Raw genomic sequence first — 21,274 nt, 5'->3', positions numbered from 1 at the left:
ACTGATTCGGACCCCGGCTTGCCGGGGTCTTTTTTTACCCGTGGCAAAGCGCACGGGACTGGAACGATGCCCCCGGGCCAAGGTCAACGGAAGGTAGGCTGGACTTACTCATTCGAGGACAACGCCAGATGAAAGAGTGGGAAATCACCTTCGTGGACCAGAAAGGCGAACGCACCTCGCTGCTGTTCGTTGCGGAAAACCGCCCGAGCATCGAAGATGCGGCGCGGCGGGTCAGGGGCCACCTCTTCCCGATCATGGATGAACTCGACCTCAACGACTTCCAGGACCGCGCCGACTGCCCGACCGCCAAGTGGCTGAAGGAGCAGAGTGGCGTGGAAATCACCGACATCGCCGAGAAGTCCTGACGCGTGACGGCTGGCGATGTGCCCAGCCTGACGCTACGCTGCATGCAAGGCCGTCGTTTTTTCCCTGACGGCCTTTGCCGTCGTTACATCCGCTCGAGACCCCTCGCCCGACACGGGTGCATGGGGTGGTGCGCAGGCGCCGAAAGTCTATCCATCGTGATTGAGGAGGACGATTCAATGAGCAACCTGTACGAAGACATCAGCAGCACCGTGCTGCGCCGCATGAAAGAAGGCGGCTTCGACTTCACCCAGATCCATCCCATCGAGTTTTACGCGGTATTCCCGGACGAGGAGCGGGCGCGCAGGGCTGCAGGCAAGTTTCGTGGCGAGTCGTTATGTGCCCAGGTGCACGAAAGCGACGAAGGCTGGCAATTGGAACTGCAGAAGATCATGTACGCCACCCATGGTGGCATCGGTGAGTTCGAGCATGACTTCGAAGCAGTGATCAGGCCCCTGGGCGGGGAAGCCCAGGGCTGGGGCGTCAAGCAGGAGCGCGTGTTGACCTGAAACCCGTCCCGGGGCCGTGGCTGACGCGACCCCGGGCCCACCCACGCTTCGCAATGAAGCGCGTGCCCCATGACGATGGTCATGGCTGCACAACTCTGGTGCGGCATCATTTTCCGATCTTTCCAACCCCTTGATTACAAAGGCTTGTTGCCGCTGGCACGGGCTTTGCGACGGTGCCTGGGCACGGGTGACAAGGAGTTCGGCATGATTCGCAGTTTCTATGATGAGATGTACGCCGCCGACGGTCAGCTCCGTCCGCATTACCGGGAGTTCGCCCGCTGGCTGGGGGAAACCCCGCCAGAACTGCTGGCGCAACGGCGCCGCGAGGCGGACCTGCTGTTTCACCGCGCGGGCATTACCTTCACGCTGTACGGCGACGATCAGGGCACCGAGCGCCTGATTCCCTTCGACACCATTCCCCGGGCCATTCCGGCCAGCGAATGGCGCGTGGTGGAACGTGGCTGCATCCAGCGGGTGAAGGCCCTCAACCTGTTCCTCGCCGACCTGTATCACGAGCAGCGCATCATTCGCGCCGGGATCATCCCCGCCGAGCAGATCCTGGCCAACGACCAATATCAGCTGGCGATGCAGGGCCTGAGCCTGCACCGCGATCTCTACGCGCATGTTTCCGGGGTCGACCTGGTGCGCGACGGCGATGGCAGCTACTACGTGCTCGAAGACAACCTGCGTACCCCCAGCGGCGTGAGCTACATGCTCGAAGACCGCAAGATGATGATGCGGCTGTTCCCCGAGCTGTTCGCCGCCCAGCGCATCGCGCCCATCGACCATTACCCCAATCTGCTTCTGGAAACCCTGAAGAGCTCCAGTCCGCTGGATAACCCCAGCGTCGTGGTGCTGACCCCGGGGCGTTTCAACAGCGCGTTCTTCGAGCACGCCTTCCTGGCGCGGGAAATGGGGGTGGAACTGGTGGAGGGTGCCGACCTGTTCGTCCGCGACGAGCGGGTGTTCATGCGCACCACCGGCGGCCCGAAACCGGTGGACGTGATCTACCGCCGCATCGACGACGCCTACCTCGACCCGCTGGCCTTCAACCCCGAGTCCATGCTCGGCGTGCCCGGCCTGCTCTCGGCCTACCGCTGCGGCAACGTGGTGCTGGCCAACGCCATCGGTACCGGCGTGGCCGACGACAAGTCGGTCTACCCCTATGTCACCGAGATGATCCGTTTCTACCTGGACGAGGAGCCGATCCTGAAGAACGTGCCTACCTGGCAATGCCGCAACCCGGCCGAGCTGTCCCATGTGCTGGCCAATCTGCCGGAGCTGGTGGTCAAGGAAACCCAGGGTTCCGGCGGCTACGGCATGCTGGTCGGGCCGGCTTCGACCAAGGCCGAGATCGCCGCCTTCGCCGAGCGCATCAAGGCCCGGCCGGCGGCCTACATCGCCCAGCCGACCCTGTCGCTGTCGACCTGCCCGACCTTCGTCGAGAACGGCATCGCGCCGCGGCATATCGATCTGCGGCCATTCGTGCTCTCCGGGCGCGAGACTCGTGTGGTGCCCGGCGGCTTGACCCGGGTGGCATTGCGCGAAGGCTCGCTGGTGGTGAACTCGTCCCAGGGCGGCGGCACCAAGGATACCTGGGTGGTGGAGGACTGAACCATGCTCAGCAGAACCGCTTCCGATCTGTACTGGATGTCGCGCTACCTTGAGCGCGCGGAAAACCTCGCGCGCATGCTCGATGTCAGCTATTCGCTGTCGCTGATGCCACAGGATGGCCGCGGCGACGGTCTCGATGAAATGACCCTGGCCCTGCGCATCACCGGCACCCTCGATGATTACCTGGAGCGCCACGGCGAGTTGCATGCCGAGCGCCTGCTGCACTTCTTCGCCCTCGACCCGGAAAACCCGGCGAGCATCTACAGTTGCCTCGGCGCGGCGCGGGCCTGTGCCCATGCGGTGCGCGGCAAGATCACCGCCGACATGTGGGAGAACATCAACGCCACCTGGCTGGAGATCCGCGGCATCGCCGAGCAGGGCCTGGGCCGCTATGGCATGAGTCGCTTCAGCGAGTGGATCAAGGAGCGCTCGCACCTGTTTCGCGGTGCCACCTACGGCACCATCATGCGCAACGACGCCTTCCGCTTCATCCGCCTCGGCACCTTCATCGAGCGCGCCGACAACACCCTGCGCCTGCTCGACGCCCGCTACGAGATGTTCGGCGAGGATGCCGAGGCGGTCAGCGACAGTTCCGCCCGTGGTTACTACCAATGGAGCGCCTTGCTCCGTGCCCTGTCCTCGTTCGAGGCCTATACCGAGATCTACCGCGACGCCCCCACGGCGCGCCATGTAGCCGAACTGCTGCTCCTGCGTGCCGATGTGCCCCGTTCGCTGCGCGCCTGTACCGAAGAAATCGACCAGATCCTCGCCAGCCTGCACGGCAGCAACGGCCGTCCGGCCCAGCGCCTGGCGGCGGAAGTGGATGCCCGCCTGCGCTACACCGGCATCGACGAAGTCCTCTCGCAAGGGCTGCACCCCTGGTTGAACCATTACATTCCGCTGGTGCGCGAACTGGGCAATGCCATTCACAGCGCTTATCTGGAGGTCGTATGAGACTGACAATCAGCCACGAAACCGCTTACCACTACGAAGACCAGGTGCGTACCAGCATCCAGTACCTGCGCCTGACCCCGCCGGATAACCAGCGCCAGCAGGTGCTGCAATGGGAGCTGGATCTGCCGCGCCCGGTGCAGGCCCGACGCGACCCGTTCGGCAATATCCTGCATGTGCTGAGCCTTGAGGAGCCCCATGCCGATCTGCTGATCGCCGCCCGTGGCGAAGTGGAGATCGACCCGGACCTGGAGGCCGAGCAGGACAGCCAGTCGCCCCTGCCATTCCTGCGCTTCACCCGCCTGACCGAAGCCGACGAGGCCCTGCGTGCCTTCGCCAGCCAGCACTGTGGCGAGTACCGCGACCGTGGTGCGCTGATCGGCCTGATGGGCGCCTTGCACGACCATATGGCCTATCGCCCCGGCGCCACTGCGGTGGAAACCAGTGCCGCCCAGGCTTTCGCCGGCGCCGCCGGTGTCTGCCAGGACCACGCCCACGCCTTCATTGCCTGCGCCCGCAGCCTGCAGGTGCCGGCGCGTTATGTGTCGGGCTATCTGTTCGACAACGACAACCAGCACATGGCCAGCCATGCCTGGGCCGAAGCCTGGCTGGACGATGCCTGGTACAGCTTCGACGTGACCAACCAGCTTGCCGTGCCGGAGCGGCACCTGAAGCTGGCGGTGGGCCTGGACTACCTGGATGCCTGCCCGGTGCGCGGCATGCGCCGCGGCGGGGGCTACGAGCAGATGCACGCCAACGTGCTGGTGACTTCCGGGTTCAACCAGCAGTAGGCGTCAGGATTTGCGCTTGGCCATGTGCGCAAGGTAGGCGAGCAGGGCGTCGAGATCGGCGTCCGGCAGCACCTCGCTGGTGAACTCGGGCATGCGCGCCTGGGGCCACTGGCGCAGGCTCTGCGGGTTGCGGATATAGCGCCGCAGGAACTCCGGGCGGAAGTATTCGGTGGGGTTGTACGGCCGGTTCAGGTCCGGGCCGAACTGGGCATCGCCGGCGCCATTGAGGCGGTGACAGGCCAGGCAGTTCTTCTGGAACAGGGCGAAGCCGTGGTTCACCGTGGCGCTGGCATCCTTGGCCGGAAGCAGGGCAGGGAAGCGTGCAGCGACAGGTTCGAGGCGGCGGATGGTCGCGACCTGGTAGGGCCATTGCTCGGGGCTGATATTGCCGGCCTTGGGGTTGGTCCAGACCAGGTAGAAGGGGCCGGCGCTCGGCTTGTCCTGGCCAAGCCCTGGCCAGGGTTTTGCCGGGTCTTCCACGGCCACCCAGGCTTGCGCCGGCGCGCTCTTCAGCAGGGGTGCCGCCGGCATTTCCGCGGCAAAGCCATCGAGGGCCACCGCCTGCAGATGATCGTCCGGCTTGATGCCCTCCAGCAGCGCAGCCAGGGGCACGGCACGGTAGTGCATGGTCTTCTTGTAGGAAACGTCCTGGTCGATGCGGATATCCCGGGCCTGCGGATGCTTGAGCAGCGCCTCGCTAGTCCAGGTCCGGCTGCTGGCGCCCAGCTCCAGGGTCAATTGCGCGGCCTGCAACGGCAGGCTCAACAGGGCGAGCAGCAAGGCAAGGCAACGGCGCATGGGCGAGTCTCCAACCAGTGAGGGTCGGCAGCATACACCAGAGGCGAAATGACACTGAAAGCCGATCGCTCAACCGAACAGGCGCGTCAGGTTGGGCAGGATCAGCAGCAGTGTGGTGGCGAACAGAATAAGTCCCGCCTGACGTACCTTGTGTTGTTTGAACATGGCTGTCTGCCTTCTTGTTGTTATTCCTGGTAGCCGGATGGCGTCCTTGTCTTCCGGTCCGATGGGTCTCTTGTGGACGCTTTTGCGGACCTGCTGTTAATGGGTATACAACCTGGAAAGCTCCTACGTTACCGCCGATTTAGAACGCTTTCGTCTGTACTTTGGTCGTGAAAGACCATTCGTTTATGAGGCTTTATGCCATCTGGGTACGACATGCCCGACTAGACACATGCGCCGGGTACACGCGCGGATCACAAGGAAATGACCGTTCGTCCGAGGGAATGCTTGCCTGCTGCCGATATTCGCGGCAGGCTTCACCGGTGTTTTTTCACCACTGTCGTTCAGGGCCAAGTCTATGTCGTTACGCATCTGCATCCTGGAAACCGACGTCCTGCGACCCGAGTTGGTCGAGCAGTATCAGGGCTATGGACGGATGTTCGAGCAACTGTTTACCCGCCAGCCGATCGCCGCCGAATTCAGCGTCTACAACGTGATGAACGGCCACTACCCGCCGGAGGATGAAGTCTTCGATGCCTATCTTGTGACAGGCAGCAAGGCCGACTCGTTCGGTGACGATCCTTGGATCGGCAAGCTCAAGGCATTCCTGCTGGACCGCTACCAGCGCGGCGACAAGCTGCTGGGCGTGTGTTTCGGCCACCAGTTGCTGGCGCTGCTGCTTGGCGGCAAGGCCGAGCGCGCCAGCCAGGGCTGGGGCGTCGGCACCCACCGTTATGTGATGGCGGCCCGCGCGCCGTGGATGAGTCCGCAGGTCGAGGAGCTGACCCTGCTGATCAGCCACCAGGACCAGGTCACCGCGCTACCGGAAAACGCCACGGTGATTGCCTCCAGCGATTTCTGCCAGTACGCGGCGTACCACATCGGCGACCAGGTGCTCTGTTTCCAGGGTCACCCGGAGTTCATCCACGACTATTCCCGCGCGCTGCTCGACCTGCGCCAGGAAAGCCTGGGCGCCGAGGTCTATCGCAAGGGCATCGACAGCCTGGGCGTGGACCACCAGGGCCAGACGGTTGCCGAGTGGATGATGCGCTTCGTGGCCCAGCCTAAAGCCAGCCAGAACGTTTGAAGCTGCCATACAGCGCGGCGCAACCCACCGCGATCCCTCCCAATACGGCGAAGTAGCCGTAGTGCCAGCTCAGCTCCGGCATGTTCTGGAAGTTCATGCCGTAGATCCCCGCCACCGCGGTGGGGAACGCGAGGATCGCCGCCCAGGCGGCGAACTTGCGTTGCACGATGCTTTGCCGCGATGACTCCAGCAGCATGCCGATCTCGATGGTCTGGCTGGCCAGATCGCGGATCCCCGCGAGGTCTTCCATCTGCCGGGTGACGTGGATCTGCACATCGCGGAAGTACGGGCGCATGTTCTTGTCGATGAAGGGGAAGGTCAGGCGCTGCAGCTCCTCGCTGACTTCCACCATCGGCGCCACATAGCGGCGCAGACGCAGGATGTCGCGGCGCAGGTTATGGATGCGGCGGATGTCTTCTTCCACCAGCGAGCCGGCCAGCACGCTCTGTTCCAGCTCTTCGATCTCGCCATGAATGGCTTCGCTGACCGGCTGGTAGTTCTCGGTGACGAAATCGAGGAGGGCGTAGAGCACGAAGTCCTCGCCGTGCTCCAGCAGCAGCGGGCGTGCTTCGCAGCGTTGGCGCACCAGGGCATAGGATTTCGAATGGCCGTTGCGGCAGGTGATGATGTAGCCCTTGCCGGCAAAGATGTGGGTCTCGATGAACTCCAGCTTGCCGTCCTGGCGCACCGGCGAATAGGTGACGATGAACAGCGCATCGCCGAAGGTTTCCAGCTTCGGCCGGCTGTGCTTCTCCAGGGCATCCTCGATGGCCAGTTCGTGCAGGTGGAACTGGCATTGCAGGTTGGCCAGTTCCTGGGCGTTGGGTTCCTCCAGGCCGATCCAGACGAAGTGTCCGGGCTTGTTCGCCCATTCGGCCCCTTCATCGATGCTGATATTGGTGACCTTGCGACCGGCGCTGTACACCGCTGCTGCTACGACTCGACCCATGTTTGTGTGAATCCTCCGTTCGACGTGTCAGACAGCTTGGTCTGACCTCGGCGAAACGGCAACTGCTCAACGGCGTCCGGCTTCGCGATCGAGCAGGTCGATGCACGCCTGCATCTGCTGGCGGCATTGTTCCATCAGGGCCGGGATGTCCTGCTGGGTCAGGCCGGCGGTGGGGATCGGCGGCAGCGAGCGGATCACAACCCGGGTACGACGCCAGCCGTTCAGGTTCAGGCCGCTGGTGTAGCGGCTGGCGCATACCGGGACGATGGGCACGCCGGCATCGATGGCCATATGGAAGGCGCCTTTCTTGAATGTCTTCAGTTGATCGTCGGGATTGCGCGTGCCTTCCGGGAAGATCCAGATCGAGGTGTCCTTTTCCTGCAGGGTCCGGGTGGTGGTCTGCAGGGCGCGGCGGGCCTGCCAGGCATTGCCGCGGTCGACCAGCACGTTGCCGCCCAGCCAGAACAGCTGGCCGAACAGCGGAATCCAGCCGAGGCTCTTCTTGCCGATGCACACGGTGCGCGGCGGCACCACATGGCCGAGGACGAACAGGTCGAAGTTGGACTGGTGGTTGGCGATGATCACGCAGCCGGGTGGCTGGTCGAACAGCGGACCGACTTCGGCCTTGATATCGAGACGTAGCAGCCAGCTCGACGGCCAGGCATAGAGGCGGGCATAGAGGCGGCTGTTGTCCGGGTTGAACGGACGACACAGGCCGATGACCAGGCCGATCAGGCCGACCAGGATGAAGTGGATAGCCAGCAGGAGCATGCGCGGAAGAAAGAGCATCGTACGACTCACTCGACAAAACGCGAGGCAGTGTACGGGTGTGCACCGACGGCGGCAAACGGACTGTTTGGAGAAGTATTGCGAAAGGCCGGACACCGCGGTGTCCGGCCGAGGGGTCAGGCGAAGTGTTCCTGATCGCGGATGATCGCGTCGTCGAGGGTTTCCAGCAGGGCCTTGCGCACCTTCAGCTTGGTGTTCTTGTGCGCGAGCATATTGATCTTCTTCAGTTGTTGCGCCGCTGCCAGGGCGGTTGCGGCCAGTTGCTCGGCGGGCACCACCTTGTCGAGGAAACCGGCATCGATGGCGCTGGCCGGGTCGAACATCTCGCCATTGATCACCGAGCGGGGGAAGGCGGCGCGGCTCAGGCGGTCGCGGGCCAGTTCGATGCCGGCGTGGTGCATGGTCATGCCGATCTGCACTTCGTTAAGACCGATGCTGAACGGACCTTCGACGCCGATGCGGTAATCGGCCGACAGCAACAGGAAAGCACCTTTGGCCACGGCGTGGCCGGGGCAGGCGACGATCACCGGGAACGGATGGGACAGCAGGCGCCGGGCCAGGGTCGAGCCGGCGGTCACCAATGCCATTGCCGCCTGCGGGCTGGAGGTCATGACCTTGAGGTCGTAGCCGCCGGACAGAATCCCCGGCTGGCCGGTGATGATGACCACTGCGCGGTCTTCCCGGGCGCGGTCCAGCGCAGCGTTGAAGGCGGCGATCACATCGGGCGAGATGGCGTTGACCTTGCCGTTGTTCAGGGTCAGGGTCGCGATGCCATCGTCGAGGTGGTAGGTAATCAGCTCACTCATGACGGGGTTCCTTGTTTTGGCGAAGGGGGTTCGGGCGAAGGGCAGGAGAAGTGGCAAGACGTTACCCAGCCGTTGCGGTCAGGTAAAGCACGATGACTGACCACCCGGTCACCGTGTTGCCCGCAGTCCTTGTCCGGCGGGATGGGGTAGGAAAAGCCCGACAAAGCAGTCCACGGATTGGCCAAATTGCCATGCCGCTCCATGGTTTTCCGGGGCTCGGCATAAATATTTGAAAATTCTGAAAAAAACCTTTGCCAAGTGAAAAGGTTTCGACTAAATTAGCGCGCCTCGACAGGCTGAACTGCTTGAAGAGATCCGGTGAAGTGTCCGAGCGGTTGAAGGAGCACGCCTGGAAAGTGTGTATACAGGAAACTGTATCAAGGGTTCGAATCCCTTCTTCACCGCCACTTTCGATGTACCGAAAAGCCCCTGGAAACGATGAGTTTCCGGGGGCTTTTTGCATTCCTGAGCATTGCATTGCTCATCCCGGCCTCATCGCCGGCAACGCCGGCTCCCACAAAGATCTGCGTGCGCCGCGAAACATGTGGGAGCCGGCGTTGCCGGCGATGGGGCCCGAAAGAGCCCCACAAACCTCAGAAACTGACCGAAGCCGAAACCCGGGCCGTGCGCGGTGCACCCTGGAACAGGTAGTTGTCTCCCAGGTAATCCCCCACATCGCGCCAGTAGCGCTTGTCGAAGACGTTATCCACCGTCAGGCGCAGCACCGTCTCATACCCGGCGATCCGCGTCCGATAGCGGCTGCCCAGGTCGAACACGGTATAGCCGCCGACCTCCACCGTACCTTCCTGGTTGGCGTACTTGCTGGCGCTGTAGCGCATGCCGCCGAGCAGGGCCAGGCCCGGTACGCCGGGAATGCTGTAGTCGGCCTGCAATGCCGCGCGCAGGCGCGGGACGTTGAGCGCCTGGTGATCGTCGTAGGCGTCGGTACCGCTGTCTTCGACCCGGGCGCGAGTGGCCGCGACACTGGCGTTGATCTGCAGGTCCGAGGTGACCCAGCCGCTGGCGCCCAGTTCCAGGCCGATGTTCTTCTGCTGGCCCTGCTGCACGTAGGTGAAATTGCCGGCGCCATCAGGCTGGGCGTACTGGTAGGCCTGACGCAGCTGGAACAGCGCGGCGCTGAAGCTCATGCGCTGCCAGTCGCGCTTGATGCCCAGCTCGATCTGGTGCGAGGTGGTCGGGGCGAGGATGTCCTGGTTGTTCAGGGCGAACCACGGTGCGGCACCGCCGGAGGACAGGCCCTTGCTGTAGCTGGCGTAGATCGAAGTGTCCGGACGCGGCTTGTAGATCAGCGCCGCATTGGGCAGCAGCTCGTACTGCCGGGTATGCCGGCGGGAGGCGCCGTCTTCGCCGAATGCTTCCTCGTCCAGGCGCACTTCGCGGGCGCCGAGCACCGTCTGCCATTGCTCGTTGAAGCTGATGCGGTCGCTGAAGAACAGGCCGTACTGGCGGCTGTCCAGGCGGCGCTCGGTATGGCCCGGCGTGCCGGGTGCCGGATCGAATGCCGGGGTCGGCTGATAGATGTTGCCGGTGCCGACCCACTCGTTGAAGGTCGGTCGCTGATCGACGGTGCGCCGCTGTGCGCTGGTGCCGAGGGTCAGCTCATGGTTTACGCCCAGGGCATCGAAGCGCCCGGTCAGGCTGGCCTGGGCCTCGTCGGTGCGACGGGTGTCATCCGGGCTGCGGTAGTCATAGATGTCGTAGTCGCCGTCGGGACTGAAGCTGTTGCCCAGCCCGGGGCAACTGGCCGCGCCATAGCACCCCCAGGCAAACGAACTGTAGTCATCGATCACCACCCGGCTGCGCGAAGCACTCAGCGCACCGGTCCAGGCATCGTTGAAGCGGTATTCGAAGCGCCCGCCAAGATTTAGGGAGTCGCTTTTCACCGGTTTGGCCCAGTCCTGCCAGGCCAGACGGTCCTTCGGATCGATGCCGTGGGGCAGGCTGGCATTGCCCAGCAGTTGATAGCCCGGCACCGAATACTGCTCGCGGGTCTGGTACTCGACGTCCAGTTGCAGCAGCGCATTCGGGCTCATCTGCCAATCGAAGGCCAGGGACGCGAAATCACGCTTGCCATCGGCGTGGTCGACATAGCTGCGGATATCCTCGTGCGCCAGGTTGGCACGCAGGCCGAACTGACGCTCGCTGCCGAACCAGCCGCCGAGATCGGTGGCGATATAGCGCTCGCCCTGTTCGTTGCTGGACACCGTCACCGAGCGCACGTCTTCCGGGCGCTTGGTGACGTAGTTGATCACCCCGCCTGGCTCGGACACGCCGCTCTGCAAGCCGGACAGGCCCTTGAGCAGTTCCACTTGCTGCTTGTTCTCCAGCGCCACGTTCTGCTCGCCGGTGATGGTCTGGCCGTTGATCTTGTAGCTATGCGCCGCGTCCAGGCTGAAGCCGCGCACATTGAAGTTCTCGTAGTAACCGATCGGCGCGTAGGACTCGCCCACCGAGGCATCGCTTTGCAGTACCTCGCTGAGCAGTCGCACCTGGCGATCCTGCAGCAGCTGTTCGGTGAACACCGACACCGAGGCCGGCGTATCCAGCAGCGGCGCCGAGGAGAAACCGGCGACCTGTGCCTGGCGCGGCTGATAGCCATCGCTCCAGGTGTCGGACACTTTCACCGGATCGAGGACGACGCTGTCTTCGGCAAGGGCGTACGGGGAGCTCAGGGCCAGACCGACGGTGAGCAGGCTGAGCGGCAGGCGGGGGCGTTGCAAGGACATGCGGCAAAACTCCTTGGGGGCCCGCAGCGGGCGCACCGTTAGTGTTCGGAGCTGCCATTGGCTGAAGACCCGGTACGGCGAGAGAAAGGCACGGGCGAAGGGGTACTGGCATTGCGCCAGAGGGCGCCGGAGCGCGGGCGCCATCTTAGCAGGGGCGACCGCGCTGCGGTGCCCCGATTTGCCGTGATCTTGCCTACAGGAATAACGAACGTGGATGGCGCAGATTCAGGATTTCTTTGCTTGTTGCGGCTGGGTGCGGCGGCGCCAGGTGCCGTCCAGCTTCGACCAGGTCTTGCCGTCGGTAACCGCCAGCAGCTTGCGGCCATCCTTGAAGGTGGCGAGGAAGGTGATTTCCTCGTCCTTGCTGCCGAGCCAGAGCCCGGCGAGCAGGCCCAGCGGGCCGGCCATCAGGCAGCCGGCAACGCCCCAGCCGAGGGCGCTGCCCAGGTTGCGGCTGGTTTCCTGGTTGGCGACCTTCATGTCCTTGATGCGCGAGAGTGCGATTTTTTCGCCCGGTGAGGGGCTCGCGGCGGTCTTGAGTGTGAGCGATCCATTGCGGTACTCGCCTTCACCTTGCAAGAAATCGCCGGACTGAACCGTGAGTCTTGTCATAGGGGTAATCCAGGTTGAGAGGGCTATTGACCAGCGCCTACTCAGCCCTCCGGATACCCCCAAGTCAATCGCCAGGCGACGGAGGGTAGGACGTCTGTCAGACAGTTCTGATCTGCATTACCTTGCGACCCGCCAGCCACCAGATCAGCAGGCTGAGTGTGCCGATGCCGAGCCCGGCAATGACGATGCCGTTCCAGCCCCAGGCCTGGAACAACTGGGTACCGAGCAAGGAGCCACTGGCGCCGCCGATGAAGTAGCAGGTGATATAGCCGGCATTCAGCCGGTTGCGCGCTTCCGGACGCAGGGTGATCACCGCGTTCTGATTGCTGACGTGGACCAGTTGCACCGCCAGGTCAAGCAGCAGTACGCCGGCCAGTAGAGCCGCCAGTGAGGTCGGGGCGAAGGCCAGAGGTATCCAGGACAGCAATTGCACCAGCAGGCCGACCGTGGTGCCTTGGGCGCCCTTGCCTTTGTCGGCCAGGCGTCCGCCCCAGTTGGCGGCCAGGGCACCGGCCGCGCCGGCCAATCCGAAGAGTCCGATCACGCCGTCGGAATAGTGGTAGGGCTCGGCCTTCAGGAGAAACGCCAGGGGCGTCCAGAACAAGGCGAACAGGCAGAAGGAAATCGCCCCGAGCAACGAGCGAAGACGCAGCACCGGTTCTTCGGCAAATAGCCGGAACACCGAGCCGATCAGGGCCGGATAGGCCAGCCCGGCGTGTTGATGGCGCTGGGGCAGGGCGCGGTACAGGGCGATGGCGCTGAGGGCCATCAGCGCAGCCGCCAGCAGGTAGATGCTGCGCCAGTCGCCGAGGGTGGCCATGAAGCCGGCCGCGGTGCGTGCCAGGAGGATACCCAGCAGCAGCCCGCTCATCAGCGTGCCGACCACTCGCCCGCGTTCGCTCGGGTCGCTGAGTCCGGCGCCCATCGGCACCAGGACCTGGGCCACCACCGAGAACAGGCCGGTCAAGGTGGTGCCCAGCAACAGCCAGGGCAGGCTGGGGGAAAAGGCGCTGATCAGCAGGCCAAGGGTGGCGATTCCGATCATGCTGACGATCAGGCGGCGTTGTTCGAACAGATCGCCCAGTGGTGCGAGGAAGAAAAGTCCCGCCCCGTAGCTGAGCTGTGCAGCGATGACGATGCAGCCGGCGCTGGCGGTGCTCAGGCCGAAGTGCTCGGCGATGCTGTGCAGCAGCGGTTGCGCGTAATAGTTGCTGGCCACCGCGAGGCCGGTGGCGGTGGCCATCAGCAGGATCAGGGCGCGGCTCAGGACAGGCGTGGCAGTCATGGTTGTCTCCTTTCAAGAGCCGTGATTATGAAGAAATGGGCTAGCATGACGCCAACGCATAGTTTTCATCGGATCAATCTCGAAAGCAGATGGATAAATGAATCTGAAGCAGATCGAATACGCCCTGGCCGTTGCCGAGACCGGCAGCTTCACCCGTGCCGCCCAGCGCTGCCATGTCGTGCAGTCGGCCTTGAGCCATCAGATTGCCCGGCTGGAAGAGCAGCTTGGCACGCCGTTGTTCGAGCGCAGTTCGCGCTGGGTCCGGCTGACCACGGCAGGCGAGGCCTTCGTACCCAATGCGCGGATCGCGCTGGACGCGGCGCGGCGCATTGCCGACGAGGTGGCGGCGGCTACCGGCGAGGTGCGCGGGCGGTTGTCCATCGGCGAGATCAGTTCGCTGACCGAACTGGACCTGGTCGACCTGCTGGCCGGATTTCACCGTGAATACCCCAAGGTGGATATCCGCTGGCTGATGGGCAAGAGCGAGCTGATGATCGGCGATGTTCGCGAACGACGCCTGGATGTGGCCTTTATCGGCGTCTGGCCGGGGGAGGCGCTGGACGGTGTCGAGCATCGCCTGCTGGCCAAGGAGGAACTGGTGGCGGTGTTGCCCCGGGAGCATCCGTTGGTTATCCACAGGCGCCTGTCGCTGGCGCAACTGGAGGACCAGCCGCTGGTGGATTTCCAGGCCGGTACCGGGGCCCGCCGGCAGACCGACGAAGCCTTCGCCACCGCTGGCCTGCGGCATCGGGTGCAGTTCGAGGTGGGCACCACCAACCTGATCGAAAAGTTCGTCCAGCGCGGACTGGCGGTGGGCCTGGTGGCGGAGCGGGTCGCCGCTGCTTTCCAGCGGGTCAGGGTGGTGCCGGTGAGTGATGCACCGGTGCGTCACTTGTACGCGATCTGGTCGAAAACCCCGACGCCGGCCGCCAGTGCCTTTATCCAGTTGCTGGAGCGGCATCTGGCGGCGCGTTGAGTCAGGCGGCGAAGCCACCATCGATGGTCAGGCTGGCGCCGGTGATGTAGGCCGCCTCGGGGCCGGCCAGGTAGGCGACGAAGCTGGCGATCTCCTCGACATGGCCATAGCGTCCGACCGCCATCAGTCCCATCAGGCTGTCGGCAAATTCGCTGTCGGCCGGGTTCATATCGGTGTCGACCGGGCCGGGCTGCACGTTGTTGATGGTGATGCCGCGGGGGCCCAGGTCGCGGGCCAGGCCACGGGTCAGGCCGACCAGCGCCGACTTGCTCATGGCATAGGTGGCGCCACCGGCAAAGGGCATGCGCTCGGCGTTGGTGCTGCCGATGTTGATGATCCGCCCGCCCTGGCCCATATGGCGCACCGCAGCCTGGCTGGCGACGAAGACGCTGCGCACGTTGACGGCCAGGGTGCGATCGAAATCTTCCAGGCTGAACTCGGCGACATCACCGATGGCCAGCACGCCGGCGTTGTTGACCAGGATGTCCAGGCCGCCGAACTGCTCGGCCGTCAGATCCACTGCCTGCTGCACGGCTGCCGCGTCGGCGCTGTCGGCCTGGATGGCCAGGGCCCGGCCGCCGTTGCCGCGGATTTCGTCCTGCAGTTGGGTGGCGGTTGCTTGCGAACTGACGTAGGTGAAGGCCACGGCGGCCCCCTGTTCGGCAAGGCGCTTGACGATGGCCGCGCCGATACCGCGCGAGCCGCCCTGGACCAGTGCCACTTTGCCGCTGAGGTTCTGTTGAATCGACATTGCGATAGCTCCTGAATGAACAAGGCTGGATGCCTTGTGAATGGAGTCGAGTATCTGCCGGTGATTACCACTCGATAAGCCGGTAATCGCTATAGTCTGAATAAACTCTTGGTATGGAATCCCGGATGGAAACTTTCAGCAGTATCGAATGCTTCATTCGCAGCGCCGAAGTCGGCAGCTTCGCCGAAGCAGCGCGGCGCCTGAGCCTGACGCCGGCGGCGGTGGGCAAGAATGTCGCCGGGCTGGAGGCGCGGCTGGGCGTGCGCCTGTTCCAGCGTAGTACCCGCAGCCTGACCTTGACCGAGGCCGGGCAGCGTTTTCTTGGCGAAGTACGCGACAGTTTCCAGACCATCCAGCATGCGGTGACCAACCTGGCCAGCGCCGAAGGGCAGCCGGCGGGCACCCTGAAGGTCAGCATGGGCACGGTGTTCGGGCGGTTGTACATCCTGCCGCTGTTGGGCGATTTCCTGCGGCGTTATCCGGCGATCATGCCGGACTGGCACTTCGATAACCGTCAGGTGGATCTGATTGCCCAAGGCTTCGACGCGGCGATCGGTGGCGGCTTCGAACTACCGCCCGGCGTGGTGGCGCGCAAGCTGGCGCCGGCGCACCGGATCCTGGTGGCATCGGCCGGCTATCTGGAGGCGTGTGGCGAGGTGCACTGCCCGGAGGACCTGGCCAAGGCCGACGGCATCCTGATTCGTTCGCCGCAGACCGGGCGGGTGCGTTCCTGGCCGCTGACCAGCCGCTCCCGGGAGCAAAGCCCGTTGAGCCTGCGTCAGCGCATGACCATGAGCGATTCCGAAGCGGCCTGCGCGGCGGCGGAGCAGGGCCTGGGCGTGGCATTGGTGAGCATGCCGTTCGCCGTGCCTTATCTGCAGCGCGGCAGCCTGGTGCGGGTGTTGCCGGACTGGTATGTGGATGACGGCAATATTTCGCTGTATTACGCGCAGCACCGCTTGTTGCCGGGGAAGACCCGGGCGTTCGTGGATTTTGTGCTGGAACGGTTCGAGGTGCTGGGGTTGGCCAGGCAGTTCGATGCACTGGGCTGATTTAGGATTTGTTGTGTTTTTTCTGGCCTCATCGCTGGCAAGCCAGCTCCCACAAGGACTGCATACGCTGAAACCTGTGGGAGCTGGCTTGCCAGCGATGAGGCCAGAGAAAGCAACGACTAGCTGACAGCAATCACCGCCAGTACCTGACGCCCATTGCCCACCACCAGATCCAGCTCATCCCCTTCGAACTTGCCGAGCAACTGCTGCCCCAAGGGCGACCGCGGCGTGATCACCGTCACCAGCCCATCTCCCGAACCGATCTTCAGCCCCGCCGCTTCCGGCCCGAGAAACAGCCGCTGGCGGCGCCCGTTCTCATCCTCCAGCAACACCAGGTTGCTGACCTGGATGCCACGTTCGCTGTCGTAGTCGCGCAGTGTCAGTTGCAGGTAGGCCGCCCGTGCCTGACGGATTTCCTCCATGCGTCGGGCCTGTCCGGTCGCCAGGTAGGAGGCTTCCAGGCTCAGGGTGTCGTACTTGTTTTCGGCGATGTTCTCTTCGGCAGTCGCGGCTTCATAGGCGGTCTGGGCGGCGCGCTGGATCATGTCCAGGTCGATGGCCAGGCGTTCGACGATGGCCTGCAGCAGGTCGTGCTTGTTCGGTTCAGCGGCAGAATTCAAGGACATTGGCCCGGCTTTTCTCGGTAGGTGCAGTGCGGTTCTGTTGCAGCCAGAACTGGCACTTGGGGTTGGACAGGTTGTGCAGATTCTGCTCGGCACTGTCGATGGCGTCCTCGACCTGGCGGGTCTGCAACGACTGCTGGTATTGCTCGAACATCTGGTTCTGTTCCGGCGACTGTTCCTGGGCGCCCGGACGTCGGGCGGCTGGAGCTTGTGGCGGAGCAGGGGGTGTCAGCGGCTGGCTGATCACTGCCGTGACCGGTTGACGAACCTCCGGCACGAACTGCCAGACGCCCCAGACCGTCAGGCCGATGGCGACGAAGCCCAACCACAGGCCAAGGGCCACGCCCAGGACCAAGGGCAGGATTTTCGGAGAAACCTTGAGTAGACGACGATGGGTTCGGTAGGACATGACAGCCTCCTGGCCAGGACAGGGACGGGATTGTCGCACGACGGATCTTTTGTCAGGGCCCGATAACCCGGACAATCGACGATTATTTGTTCGCGGCGCAAGAGGGCCTGCCATGAAACCGACCTGGGATATCTTCTGCTGCGTCGTCGACAACTACGGGGATATCGGCGTGACCTGGCGCCTGGCCCGGCAACTGGTGGCCGAACACGGGCTGGCGGTGCGGCTGTGGGTGGATGACCTGACGGCCTTCGAGCGCTTGTGTCCGGAGGCGGATCACAACCTGTCGAGCCAGGTGCGCGAAGGGGTCGAGGTCTATCGCTGGCAGGCCGAGTGGCAACCGGTTGCAGTGGCCGACGTGGTCATCGGCGCCTTCGCTTGCCAGTTGCCGCCGTCCTATGTCGAGGCGATGGCCGCCCGCCCGACCCCGGCGCTGTGGCTGAACCTCGACTACCTCAGCGCCGAGGACTGGGTCGAAGGCTGTCACGGCCTGCCGTCGCCCCAGGCCAATGGCCTGCGCAAGGTGTTTTTCTTCCCCGGCTTCACCGAGCGCACTGGCGGGTTGTTGCGCGAGGCCGGACTGCTGGCGCGGCGCGAGGCGTTCGATCGCGAGGCGTTCCTGAGTAGTTTGCACATTATTCCTCAGCCCGATGCCCGCCTGATTTCGCTGTTTGCCTACGAGAATCCCGGACTGGGCAGTTGGTTCGATGCCCTGGCCGAAGAGGTGCGGCCGACCCATGTGCTGGTGCCGGAAGGGCGGATTCTCACGGATGTGAAAACCTGGCTGGCTGTGGATAACCTTGCCGTGGGAGATATCCACAGGCGTGGTGCGTTGACCGTGCAGGTCCTGCCCTTCGTGTCCCAGGACGATTACGACCGCCTGTTGTGGAGCTGCGATTTCAACGCGGTGCGCGGCGAAGACTCCTTCGTTCGTGCGCAATGGGCCGGGCAGCCGCTGCTGTGGCATATCTACGTGCAGGAGGAGTACGCCCACTGGGAAAAACTCGAAGCCTTTCTCGAGCGCTATACCCAGGGCCTGTCTGCGGCCGGTGCCGCAGCGCTGGTGGAGCTGTGGCGAGCCTGGAACATGGATCGCGACATGGGCCAGGCGTGGAAACAGCTGTTGCCGCACTGGGACGAACTGGCCGCTCACGCCCGGTACTGGTGTGCGCAACAGGCCGCTCGGCCGGACCTTGCCACGGCGCTGGTGCAGTTTTACCGAAATTGGATATGATACGCGGCCTCGATTTTTATAAATCCATCCAGATTCGGATACTTCGTAATGAAAACTGGTAAAGAGCTGAAACCCGGTACCGTACTGCGGATCGACAACGACCCGTGGCTGGTTCAGAAAGCTGAGTTCACCAAATCGGGCCGTAACAGCGCGATCATGAAAACCAAGCTGAAGAACCTGCTGACCGGCTACAAGACCGAAACCGTATACGGTGCGGACGACAAGCTGGACGACGTGATCCTGGATCGCAAAGAAGCGACCCTGTCGTTCATCAGCGGTGACTCCTACACCTTCATGGACACCTCCGACTACACCATGTACGAACTGAACGCCGAAGACATCGACGCCGTTCTGCCGTACATCGAAGAAGGCATGGAAGACATCTGCGAAGCCGTCTTCTTCGAAGGCCGTCTGGTTTCCGTAGAGCTGCCGACCACCATCAGCCGTCAGGTCGTCTACACCGAGAACGCTGCTCGTGGCGACACCTCCGGCAAGGTCATGAAGCCTGCCAAGCTGAAGAACGGTACCGAGATCCAGGTTGCCGACTTCATCCAGATCGACGAGTGGATCGATATCGACACTCGCGACAACAGCTTCAAAGGTCGTTCCAAGAAGTAAGACTTCTTGAATGACATGAAAAACCCGGCCTTGGCCGGGTTTTTTTATGCCTGTGGAAAACTCAGACGCTTACGTGCAGGCGGACATCGACGTTGCCACGGGTGGCGTTGGAGTACGGGCAGACCTTGTGCGCTGCGTCCACCAGGGCCTGGGCGTCGGCCTGGTCAAGACCCGGCAGGCTGATGCGCAGATCGATATCGAGACCGAAGCCACCTTCGATCTGGCCGATACCGACTTCGGCGGTGATCGCGGTTTCGCCTGGCAGTTGACGCTTGCTCTGGGCGGCAACGAATTTCAGGGCGCCGATAAAGCAGGCCGAGTAGCCAGCGGCGAACAGTTGTTCCGGGTTGGTCGCTGCGCCACCGGCACCACCGAGTTCTTTCGGGGTGGCCAGCTTCACGTCAAGGATGCCGTCGTTGGAAATGGCACGGCCGTCGCGGCCACCGGTGGAAGTTACGGTTGCGATGTAGAGCGCTTTCATGGAGTTGTCCTCGAACCTTGATAAGAGTTGGGCACCGGGGGCGCCTGCTGGGTACGGGGATAAAGTTAGTTCACAAATATTTAGTGCGCAAGATAAATTTTCGGATTTTTCTCCGTCGAGCCCTGCATCGGGGCTGGCTGAGTCGCCAAAAGCCCCGTTACAGAGCCGTCAGAGGCTTTTTTGCAGTTGCTCGCGCAGTTCCAGCAATTGCTGTTGCAACTGCTGCAAGCGCTCCAGCGATTGACCGCTGGCGCCGAGGATGCAATGCGGAATCGTGCGCGCCTGCTGCTGCAACTCACGACCGGCATCGGTGAGTTCGACGATCACCACCCGTTCATCCTCGCGGCTACGGGTGCGCTTGAGCAGGCCTTCGGCTTCCAGGCGCTTGAGCAGGGGGGTCAATGAGCCGGGATCGGTGAGCAGACGCTGGCTGATTTCTCCGACCGTGAGGGCGTCCTGTTCCCACAGGACAAGCATCGCCAGGTACTGTGGATAAGTCAGGCCGAGGGCCTGCAGCAAGGGCTTGTAGACCTTGGTCATCAGCAATGAGGTGGAATGCAGGGCGAAGCACACCTGGTTATCCAGGAGCAGCTCGTCGCAACGTTCGGGGGCTTGGGTATCGGCGTTCATGCAGATCCTTGTATTCGTCAGACCCTTGAATGTTAGCACGCAAGTTTTTAGCGCGATTGCCAGCTCAGTTCGCTCTGCAGGGCAAGATCCCAGGGCGGCACGGGGCTAAAACGGCTCTTGAGGAATTCGAGCAGCAAACGGCTGCGAGAGTTCGTTTCATGTTCGAGACGCAATGCATAGACGCCACTGGTCTCGGCGGCGGGCAGGCCGCTCTCGCAGAACAGCGGGAGCAATTCGCCGCGCAGCAGGTACTCGCTGATCAGCCAGGTCGGCAAGTGGGCGATACCCAGGCCGGCAAGTGCACCGAACAGCAGGGTCTCGGCGTTGTTGGCGGTCATGCGCATGCGTGACGGACGGAACAGGCGCATCTGCCCATCCACGTCGAAGCGCCAGGCGAAGGGCGGAGCAAGGCCGTCCCAGTCCAGTCCGTCGTGATCGGTGAGTTCGGCAGGGCTGGCCGGTACCCCGCGCTGACGCAGGTAGGCCGGGCTGGCGCAGGCGATGCGCACCATGTAGGCGAGGGGTGTGGCGACCAGGCGGGTATCGGCGAGGGGGCCGGCGCGCAGCACCAGGTCGACCTCGCCAAGGTGGGCACCGTGCATGTCGACGAAGCTGTCGATCAGGCGCAACTGCACGTCAAGGCCGGGATAGGCCACCAGGAAATCGGCGATGGCTGGCGCCAGGTGACGTCGACCAAAGGCCGCCGGGGCGTCGATGCGGATCAGGCCCTCCGGGGCATTGCTCAGGGACACCGCTTCGGCCCGCGCCAGGCGCAGTTCTTCGACGATGCGCCGGGCCCGCTCGGCAAAGGCATTGCCGGCCGGGGTCGGGCGTACCGCATGGGTACTGCGCGCGAACAGGCGGCTGCCCACGGCGTTTTCCAGGGTGTCGATGCGTCGTGCCACCGCCGAGGGCGTCAGCGGATGGCGCCGGGAGGCGGCGGAGAAGCTGCCGGTTTCAAGCACATCGAGAAACAGCTTGAGCTGTTCGGTCAGGGCGTCAGGGTTCATGGTGATCGTTTGCTTGTGCGAATTTGGCAA

The 21,274-nt window shown here is 63.5% G+C and carries 23 protein-coding genes and 1 tRNA gene; 11 read left to right on the top strand and 13 right to left on the bottom strand.

Translation table 11 applies throughout. The annotated features are described in order from the left end of the window. Positions 1 to 128: 128 nt before the first annotated feature. From ACODSK_RS09040 to ACODSK_RS09020, 5 genes are all read left to right on the top strand, one after another. Positions 129 to 365: a hypothetical protein gene (locus ACODSK_RS09040; protein ID WP_489015463.1), complete on the top strand. Its 237-nt coding sequence runs from the start codon at positions 129 to 131 to the stop codon at positions 363 to 365. A gap of 177 nt (positions 366 to 542) precedes the next feature. Further along, positions 543 to 872 (top strand): ribonuclease E inhibitor RraB, encoded by a 330-nt coding sequence (locus ACODSK_RS09035; protein WP_489015462.1) that lies wholly within the window; start codon positions 543 to 545, stop codon positions 870 to 872. Positions 873 to 1,076: 204 nt separating this feature from the next. Further along, the gene (locus tag ACODSK_RS09030) at positions 1,077 to 2,486 is read left to right on the top strand and encodes a circularly permuted type 2 ATP-grasp protein (RefSeq protein WP_489015461.1); all 1,410 of its coding nucleotides are present in this window, start codon (positions 1,077 to 1,079) and stop codon (positions 2,484 to 2,486) included. A 3-nt stretch (positions 2,487 to 2,489) separates the two neighbouring features. After that, positions 2,490 to 3,440 (top strand): alpha-E domain-containing protein, encoded by a 951-nt coding sequence (locus ACODSK_RS09025; RefSeq protein ID WP_489015459.1) that lies wholly within the window; start codon positions 2,490 to 2,492, stop codon positions 3,438 to 3,440. After that, positions 3,437 to 4,228 carry a transglutaminase family protein gene (locus ACODSK_RS09020; protein ID WP_489015458.1) on the top strand — a complete coding sequence of 264 codons (792 nt, stop codon included), beginning with the start codon at positions 3,437 to 3,439 and terminating at the stop codon, positions 4,226 to 4,228. The genes ACODSK_RS09025 and ACODSK_RS09020 overlap by 4 nt, the downstream gene beginning before the upstream one ends. 3 nt (positions 4,229 to 4,231) lie before the next feature. Here the strand turns inward: ACODSK_RS09020 and ACODSK_RS09015 are convergent, their stop codons facing one another. Continuing rightward, positions 4,232 to 5,026, bottom strand: a complete 795-nt coding sequence (locus ACODSK_RS09015; RefSeq protein ID WP_489015456.1) for a c-type cytochrome — start codon at positions 5,024 to 5,026, stop codon at positions 4,232 to 4,234. Positions 5,027 to 5,546: 520 nt separating this feature from the next. Between ACODSK_RS09015 and ACODSK_RS09010 the strand changes: the two genes are divergently transcribed. Then, positions 5,547 to 6,275: an amidotransferase gene (locus tag ACODSK_RS09010; protein WP_489015454.1), complete on the top strand. Its 729-nt coding sequence runs from the start codon at positions 5,547 to 5,549 to the stop codon at positions 6,273 to 6,275. Here the strand turns inward: ACODSK_RS09010 and ACODSK_RS09005 are convergent. From ACODSK_RS09005 to ACODSK_RS08995, 3 genes are all read right to left on the bottom strand, one after another. Further along, entirely contained in the window at positions 6,253 to 7,224 is a 972-nt protein-coding gene (locus ACODSK_RS09005; protein ID WP_489015453.1) for a magnesium and cobalt transport protein CorA, read from the bottom strand. The two genes, ACODSK_RS09010 and ACODSK_RS09005, sit on opposite strands and share 23 nt — an antisense overlap. A gap of 66 nt (positions 7,225 to 7,290) precedes the next feature. Continuing rightward, on the bottom strand, positions 7,291 to 8,013 hold the full coding sequence (locus ACODSK_RS09000; RefSeq protein WP_489015452.1) for a lysophospholipid acyltransferase family protein: 723 nt from the start codon (positions 8,011 to 8,013) through the stop codon (positions 7,291 to 7,293). Positions 8,014 to 8,129: 116 nt separating this feature from the next. After that, positions 8,130 to 8,819 (bottom strand): crotonase/enoyl-CoA hydratase family protein, encoded by a 690-nt coding sequence (locus ACODSK_RS08995; RefSeq protein ID WP_489015451.1) that lies wholly within the window; start codon positions 8,817 to 8,819, stop codon positions 8,130 to 8,132. 317 nt (positions 8,820 to 9,136) lie between these two features. On the opposite strand from ACODSK_RS08995, the gene ACODSK_RS08990 reads away from it, so the two are divergent. Next, a tRNA-Ser gene (locus ACODSK_RS08990) sits at positions 9,137 to 9,226 on the top strand. A 186-nt stretch (positions 9,227 to 9,412) separates the two neighbouring features. Here the strand turns inward: ACODSK_RS08990 and ACODSK_RS08985 are convergent. The 3 genes from ACODSK_RS08985 to ACODSK_RS08975 all read right to left on the bottom strand — a co-directional run bounded on the left by ACODSK_RS08985 (position 9,413) and on the right by ACODSK_RS08975 (position 13,463). Continuing rightward, the gene (locus ACODSK_RS08985) at positions 9,413 to 11,566 is read right to left on the bottom strand and encodes a TonB-dependent siderophore receptor (protein ID WP_489015450.1); all 2,154 of its coding nucleotides are present in this window, start codon (positions 11,564 to 11,566) and stop codon (positions 9,413 to 9,415) included. A gap of 225 nt (positions 11,567 to 11,791) precedes the next feature. Beyond that, a complete protein-coding gene (locus ACODSK_RS08980; protein ID WP_489015449.1) occupies positions 11,792 to 12,178 on the bottom strand; it encodes a hypothetical protein in 387 nt (128 codons plus the stop codon). 97 nt (positions 12,179 to 12,275) lie between these two features. Next, a complete protein-coding gene (locus ACODSK_RS08975) occupies positions 12,276 to 13,463 on the bottom strand; it encodes an MFS transporter (protein ID WP_489015448.1) in 1,188 nt (395 codons plus the stop codon). A gap of 97 nt (positions 13,464 to 13,560) precedes the next feature. Between ACODSK_RS08975 and ACODSK_RS08970 the strand changes: the two genes are divergently transcribed. Beyond that, positions 13,561 to 14,439 (top strand): LysR family transcriptional regulator, encoded by an 879-nt coding sequence (locus ACODSK_RS08970; protein ID WP_489015447.1) that lies wholly within the window; start codon positions 13,561 to 13,563, stop codon positions 14,437 to 14,439. 1 nt (position 14,440) lies between these two features. Here ACODSK_RS08970 and ACODSK_RS08965 read toward each other — a convergent pair whose 3' ends face one another. Next, on the bottom strand, positions 14,441 to 15,190 hold the full coding sequence (locus ACODSK_RS08965; RefSeq protein WP_489015446.1) for a 3-oxoacyl-ACP reductase family protein: 750 nt from the start codon (positions 15,188 to 15,190) through the stop codon (positions 14,441 to 14,443). A 125-nt stretch (positions 15,191 to 15,315) separates the two neighbouring features. Here ACODSK_RS08965 and ACODSK_RS08960 point away from each other — a divergent pair, with 125 nt between their 5' ends. Beyond that, positions 15,316 to 16,242 (top strand): LysR family transcriptional regulator, encoded by a 927-nt coding sequence (locus tag ACODSK_RS08960; RefSeq protein WP_489015445.1) that lies wholly within the window; start codon positions 15,316 to 15,318, stop codon positions 16,240 to 16,242. Between the two features lie 119 nt (positions 16,243 to 16,361). Here ACODSK_RS08960 and ACODSK_RS08955 read toward each other — a convergent pair whose 3' ends face one another. Then, a complete protein-coding gene (locus tag ACODSK_RS08955) occupies positions 16,362 to 16,868 on the bottom strand; it encodes a GreA/GreB family elongation factor (RefSeq protein ID WP_489015444.1) in 507 nt (168 codons plus the stop codon). After that, complete coding sequence (locus tag ACODSK_RS08950; RefSeq protein ID WP_489015443.1) at positions 16,846 to 17,274, bottom strand: hypothetical protein; 429 nt, start codon at positions 17,272 to 17,274, stop codon at positions 16,846 to 16,848. Before ACODSK_RS08950 ends, ACODSK_RS08955 begins: the two co-directional genes overlap by 23 nt. 112 nt (positions 17,275 to 17,386) lie before the next feature. Between ACODSK_RS08950 and earP the strand changes: the two genes are divergently transcribed. After that, positions 17,387 to 18,505 (top strand): elongation factor P maturation arginine rhamnosyltransferase EarP, encoded by a 1,119-nt coding sequence (gene earP / locus ACODSK_RS08945; RefSeq protein ID WP_489015442.1) that lies wholly within the window; start codon positions 17,387 to 17,389, stop codon positions 18,503 to 18,505. Positions 18,506 to 18,553: 48 nt separating this feature from the next. After that, the gene (gene efp / locus ACODSK_RS08940; protein WP_008092676.1) at positions 18,554 to 19,123 is read left to right on the top strand and encodes an elongation factor P; all 570 of its coding nucleotides are present in this window, start codon (positions 18,554 to 18,556) and stop codon (positions 19,121 to 19,123) included. Positions 19,124 to 19,184: 61 nt separating this feature from the next. Here efp and ACODSK_RS08935 read toward each other — a convergent pair whose 3' ends face one another. From ACODSK_RS08935 to ACODSK_RS08925, 3 genes are all read right to left on the bottom strand, one after another. After that, positions 19,185 to 19,604: an organic hydroperoxide resistance protein gene (locus ACODSK_RS08935; RefSeq protein WP_489015441.1), complete on the bottom strand. Its 420-nt coding sequence runs from the start codon at positions 19,602 to 19,604 to the stop codon at positions 19,185 to 19,187. A gap of 168 nt (positions 19,605 to 19,772) precedes the next feature. After that, positions 19,773 to 20,234 carry a MarR family winged helix-turn-helix transcriptional regulator gene (locus ACODSK_RS08930; RefSeq protein ID WP_489015439.1) on the bottom strand — a complete coding sequence of 154 codons (462 nt, stop codon included), beginning with the start codon at positions 20,232 to 20,234 and terminating at the stop codon, positions 19,773 to 19,775. A 47-nt stretch (positions 20,235 to 20,281) separates the two neighbouring features. After that, positions 20,282 to 21,244 carry a LysR family transcriptional regulator gene (locus ACODSK_RS08925; RefSeq protein ID WP_489015438.1) on the bottom strand — a complete coding sequence of 321 codons (963 nt, stop codon included), beginning with the start codon at positions 21,242 to 21,244 and terminating at the stop codon, positions 20,282 to 20,284. Positions 21,245 to 21,274 lie beyond the last annotated feature (30 nt).

Source organism: Pseudomonas sp. FG98 (assembly GCF_057808595.1).
The sequence above is the reverse complement of the archived record's forward strand: the minus strand, read 5'-3'. Positions and strand labels throughout refer to the sequence as shown.

Coding starts and splice junctions, on each gene's coding strand:
- ACODSK_RS09040 (WP_489015463.1), top strand. CDS start 129: ATGAAAGAGTGGGAAATCACCTTCGTGGACCAGAAAGGCGAACGCACC.
- ACODSK_RS09035 (WP_489015462.1), top strand. CDS start 543: ATGAGCAACCTGTACGAAGACATCAGCAGCACCGTGCTGCGCCGCATG.
- ACODSK_RS09030 (WP_489015461.1), top strand. CDS start 1,077: ATGATTCGCAGTTTCTATGATGAGATGTACGCCGCCGACGGTCAGCTC.
- ACODSK_RS09025 (WP_489015459.1), top strand. CDS start 2,490: ATGCTCAGCAGAACCGCTTCCGATCTGTACTGGATGTCGCGCTACCTT.
- ACODSK_RS09020 (WP_489015458.1), top strand. CDS start 3,437: ATGAGACTGACAATCAGCCACGAAACCGCTTACCACTACGAAGACCAG.
- ACODSK_RS09015 (WP_489015456.1), bottom strand. CDS start 5,026: ATGCGCCGTTGCCTTGCCTTGCTGCTCGCCCTGTTGAGCCTGCCGTTG.
- ACODSK_RS09010 (WP_489015454.1), top strand. CDS start 5,547: ATGTCGTTACGCATCTGCATCCTGGAAACCGACGTCCTGCGACCCGAG.
- ACODSK_RS09005 (WP_489015453.1), bottom strand. CDS start 7,224: ATGGGTCGAGTCGTAGCAGCAGCGGTGTACAGCGCCGGTCGCAAGGTC.
- ACODSK_RS09000 (WP_489015452.1), bottom strand. CDS start 8,013: ATGCTCTTTCTTCCGCGCATGCTCCTGCTGGCTATCCACTTCATCCTG.
- ACODSK_RS08995 (WP_489015451.1), bottom strand. CDS start 8,819: ATGAGTGAGCTGATTACCTACCACCTCGACGATGGCATCGCGACCCTG.
- ACODSK_RS08985 (WP_489015450.1), bottom strand. CDS start 11,566: ATGTCCTTGCAACGCCCCCGCCTGCCGCTCAGCCTGCTCACCGTCGGT.
- ACODSK_RS08980 (WP_489015449.1), bottom strand. CDS start 12,178: ATGACAAGACTCACGGTTCAGTCCGGCGATTTCTTGCAAGGTGAAGGC.
- ACODSK_RS08975 (WP_489015448.1), bottom strand. CDS start 13,463: ATGACTGCCACGCCTGTCCTGAGCCGCGCCCTGATCCTGCTGATGGCC.
- ACODSK_RS08970 (WP_489015447.1), top strand. CDS start 13,561: ATGAATCTGAAGCAGATCGAATACGCCCTGGCCGTTGCCGAGACCGGC.
- ACODSK_RS08965 (WP_489015446.1), bottom strand. CDS start 15,190: ATGTCGATTCAACAGAACCTCAGCGGCAAAGTGGCACTGGTCCAGGGC.
- ACODSK_RS08960 (WP_489015445.1), top strand. CDS start 15,316: ATGGAAACTTTCAGCAGTATCGAATGCTTCATTCGCAGCGCCGAAGTC.
- ACODSK_RS08955 (WP_489015444.1), bottom strand. CDS start 16,868: ATGTCCTTGAATTCTGCCGCTGAACCGAACAAGCACGACCTGCTGCAG.
- ACODSK_RS08950 (WP_489015443.1), bottom strand. CDS start 17,274: ATGTCCTACCGAACCCATCGTCGTCTACTCAAGGTTTCTCCGAAAATC.
- earP (WP_489015442.1), top strand. CDS start 17,387: ATGAAACCGACCTGGGATATCTTCTGCTGCGTCGTCGACAACTACGGG.
- efp (WP_008092676.1), top strand. CDS start 18,554: ATGAAAACTGGTAAAGAGCTGAAACCCGGTACCGTACTGCGGATCGAC.
- ACODSK_RS08935 (WP_489015441.1), bottom strand. CDS start 19,604: ATGAAAGCGCTCTACATCGCAACCGTAACTTCCACCGGTGGCCGCGAC.
- ACODSK_RS08930 (WP_489015439.1), bottom strand. CDS start 20,234: ATGAACGCCGATACCCAAGCCCCCGAACGTTGCGACGAGCTGCTCCTG.
- ACODSK_RS08925 (WP_489015438.1), bottom strand. CDS start 21,244: ATGAACCCTGACGCCCTGACCGAACAGCTCAAGCTGTTTCTCGATGTG.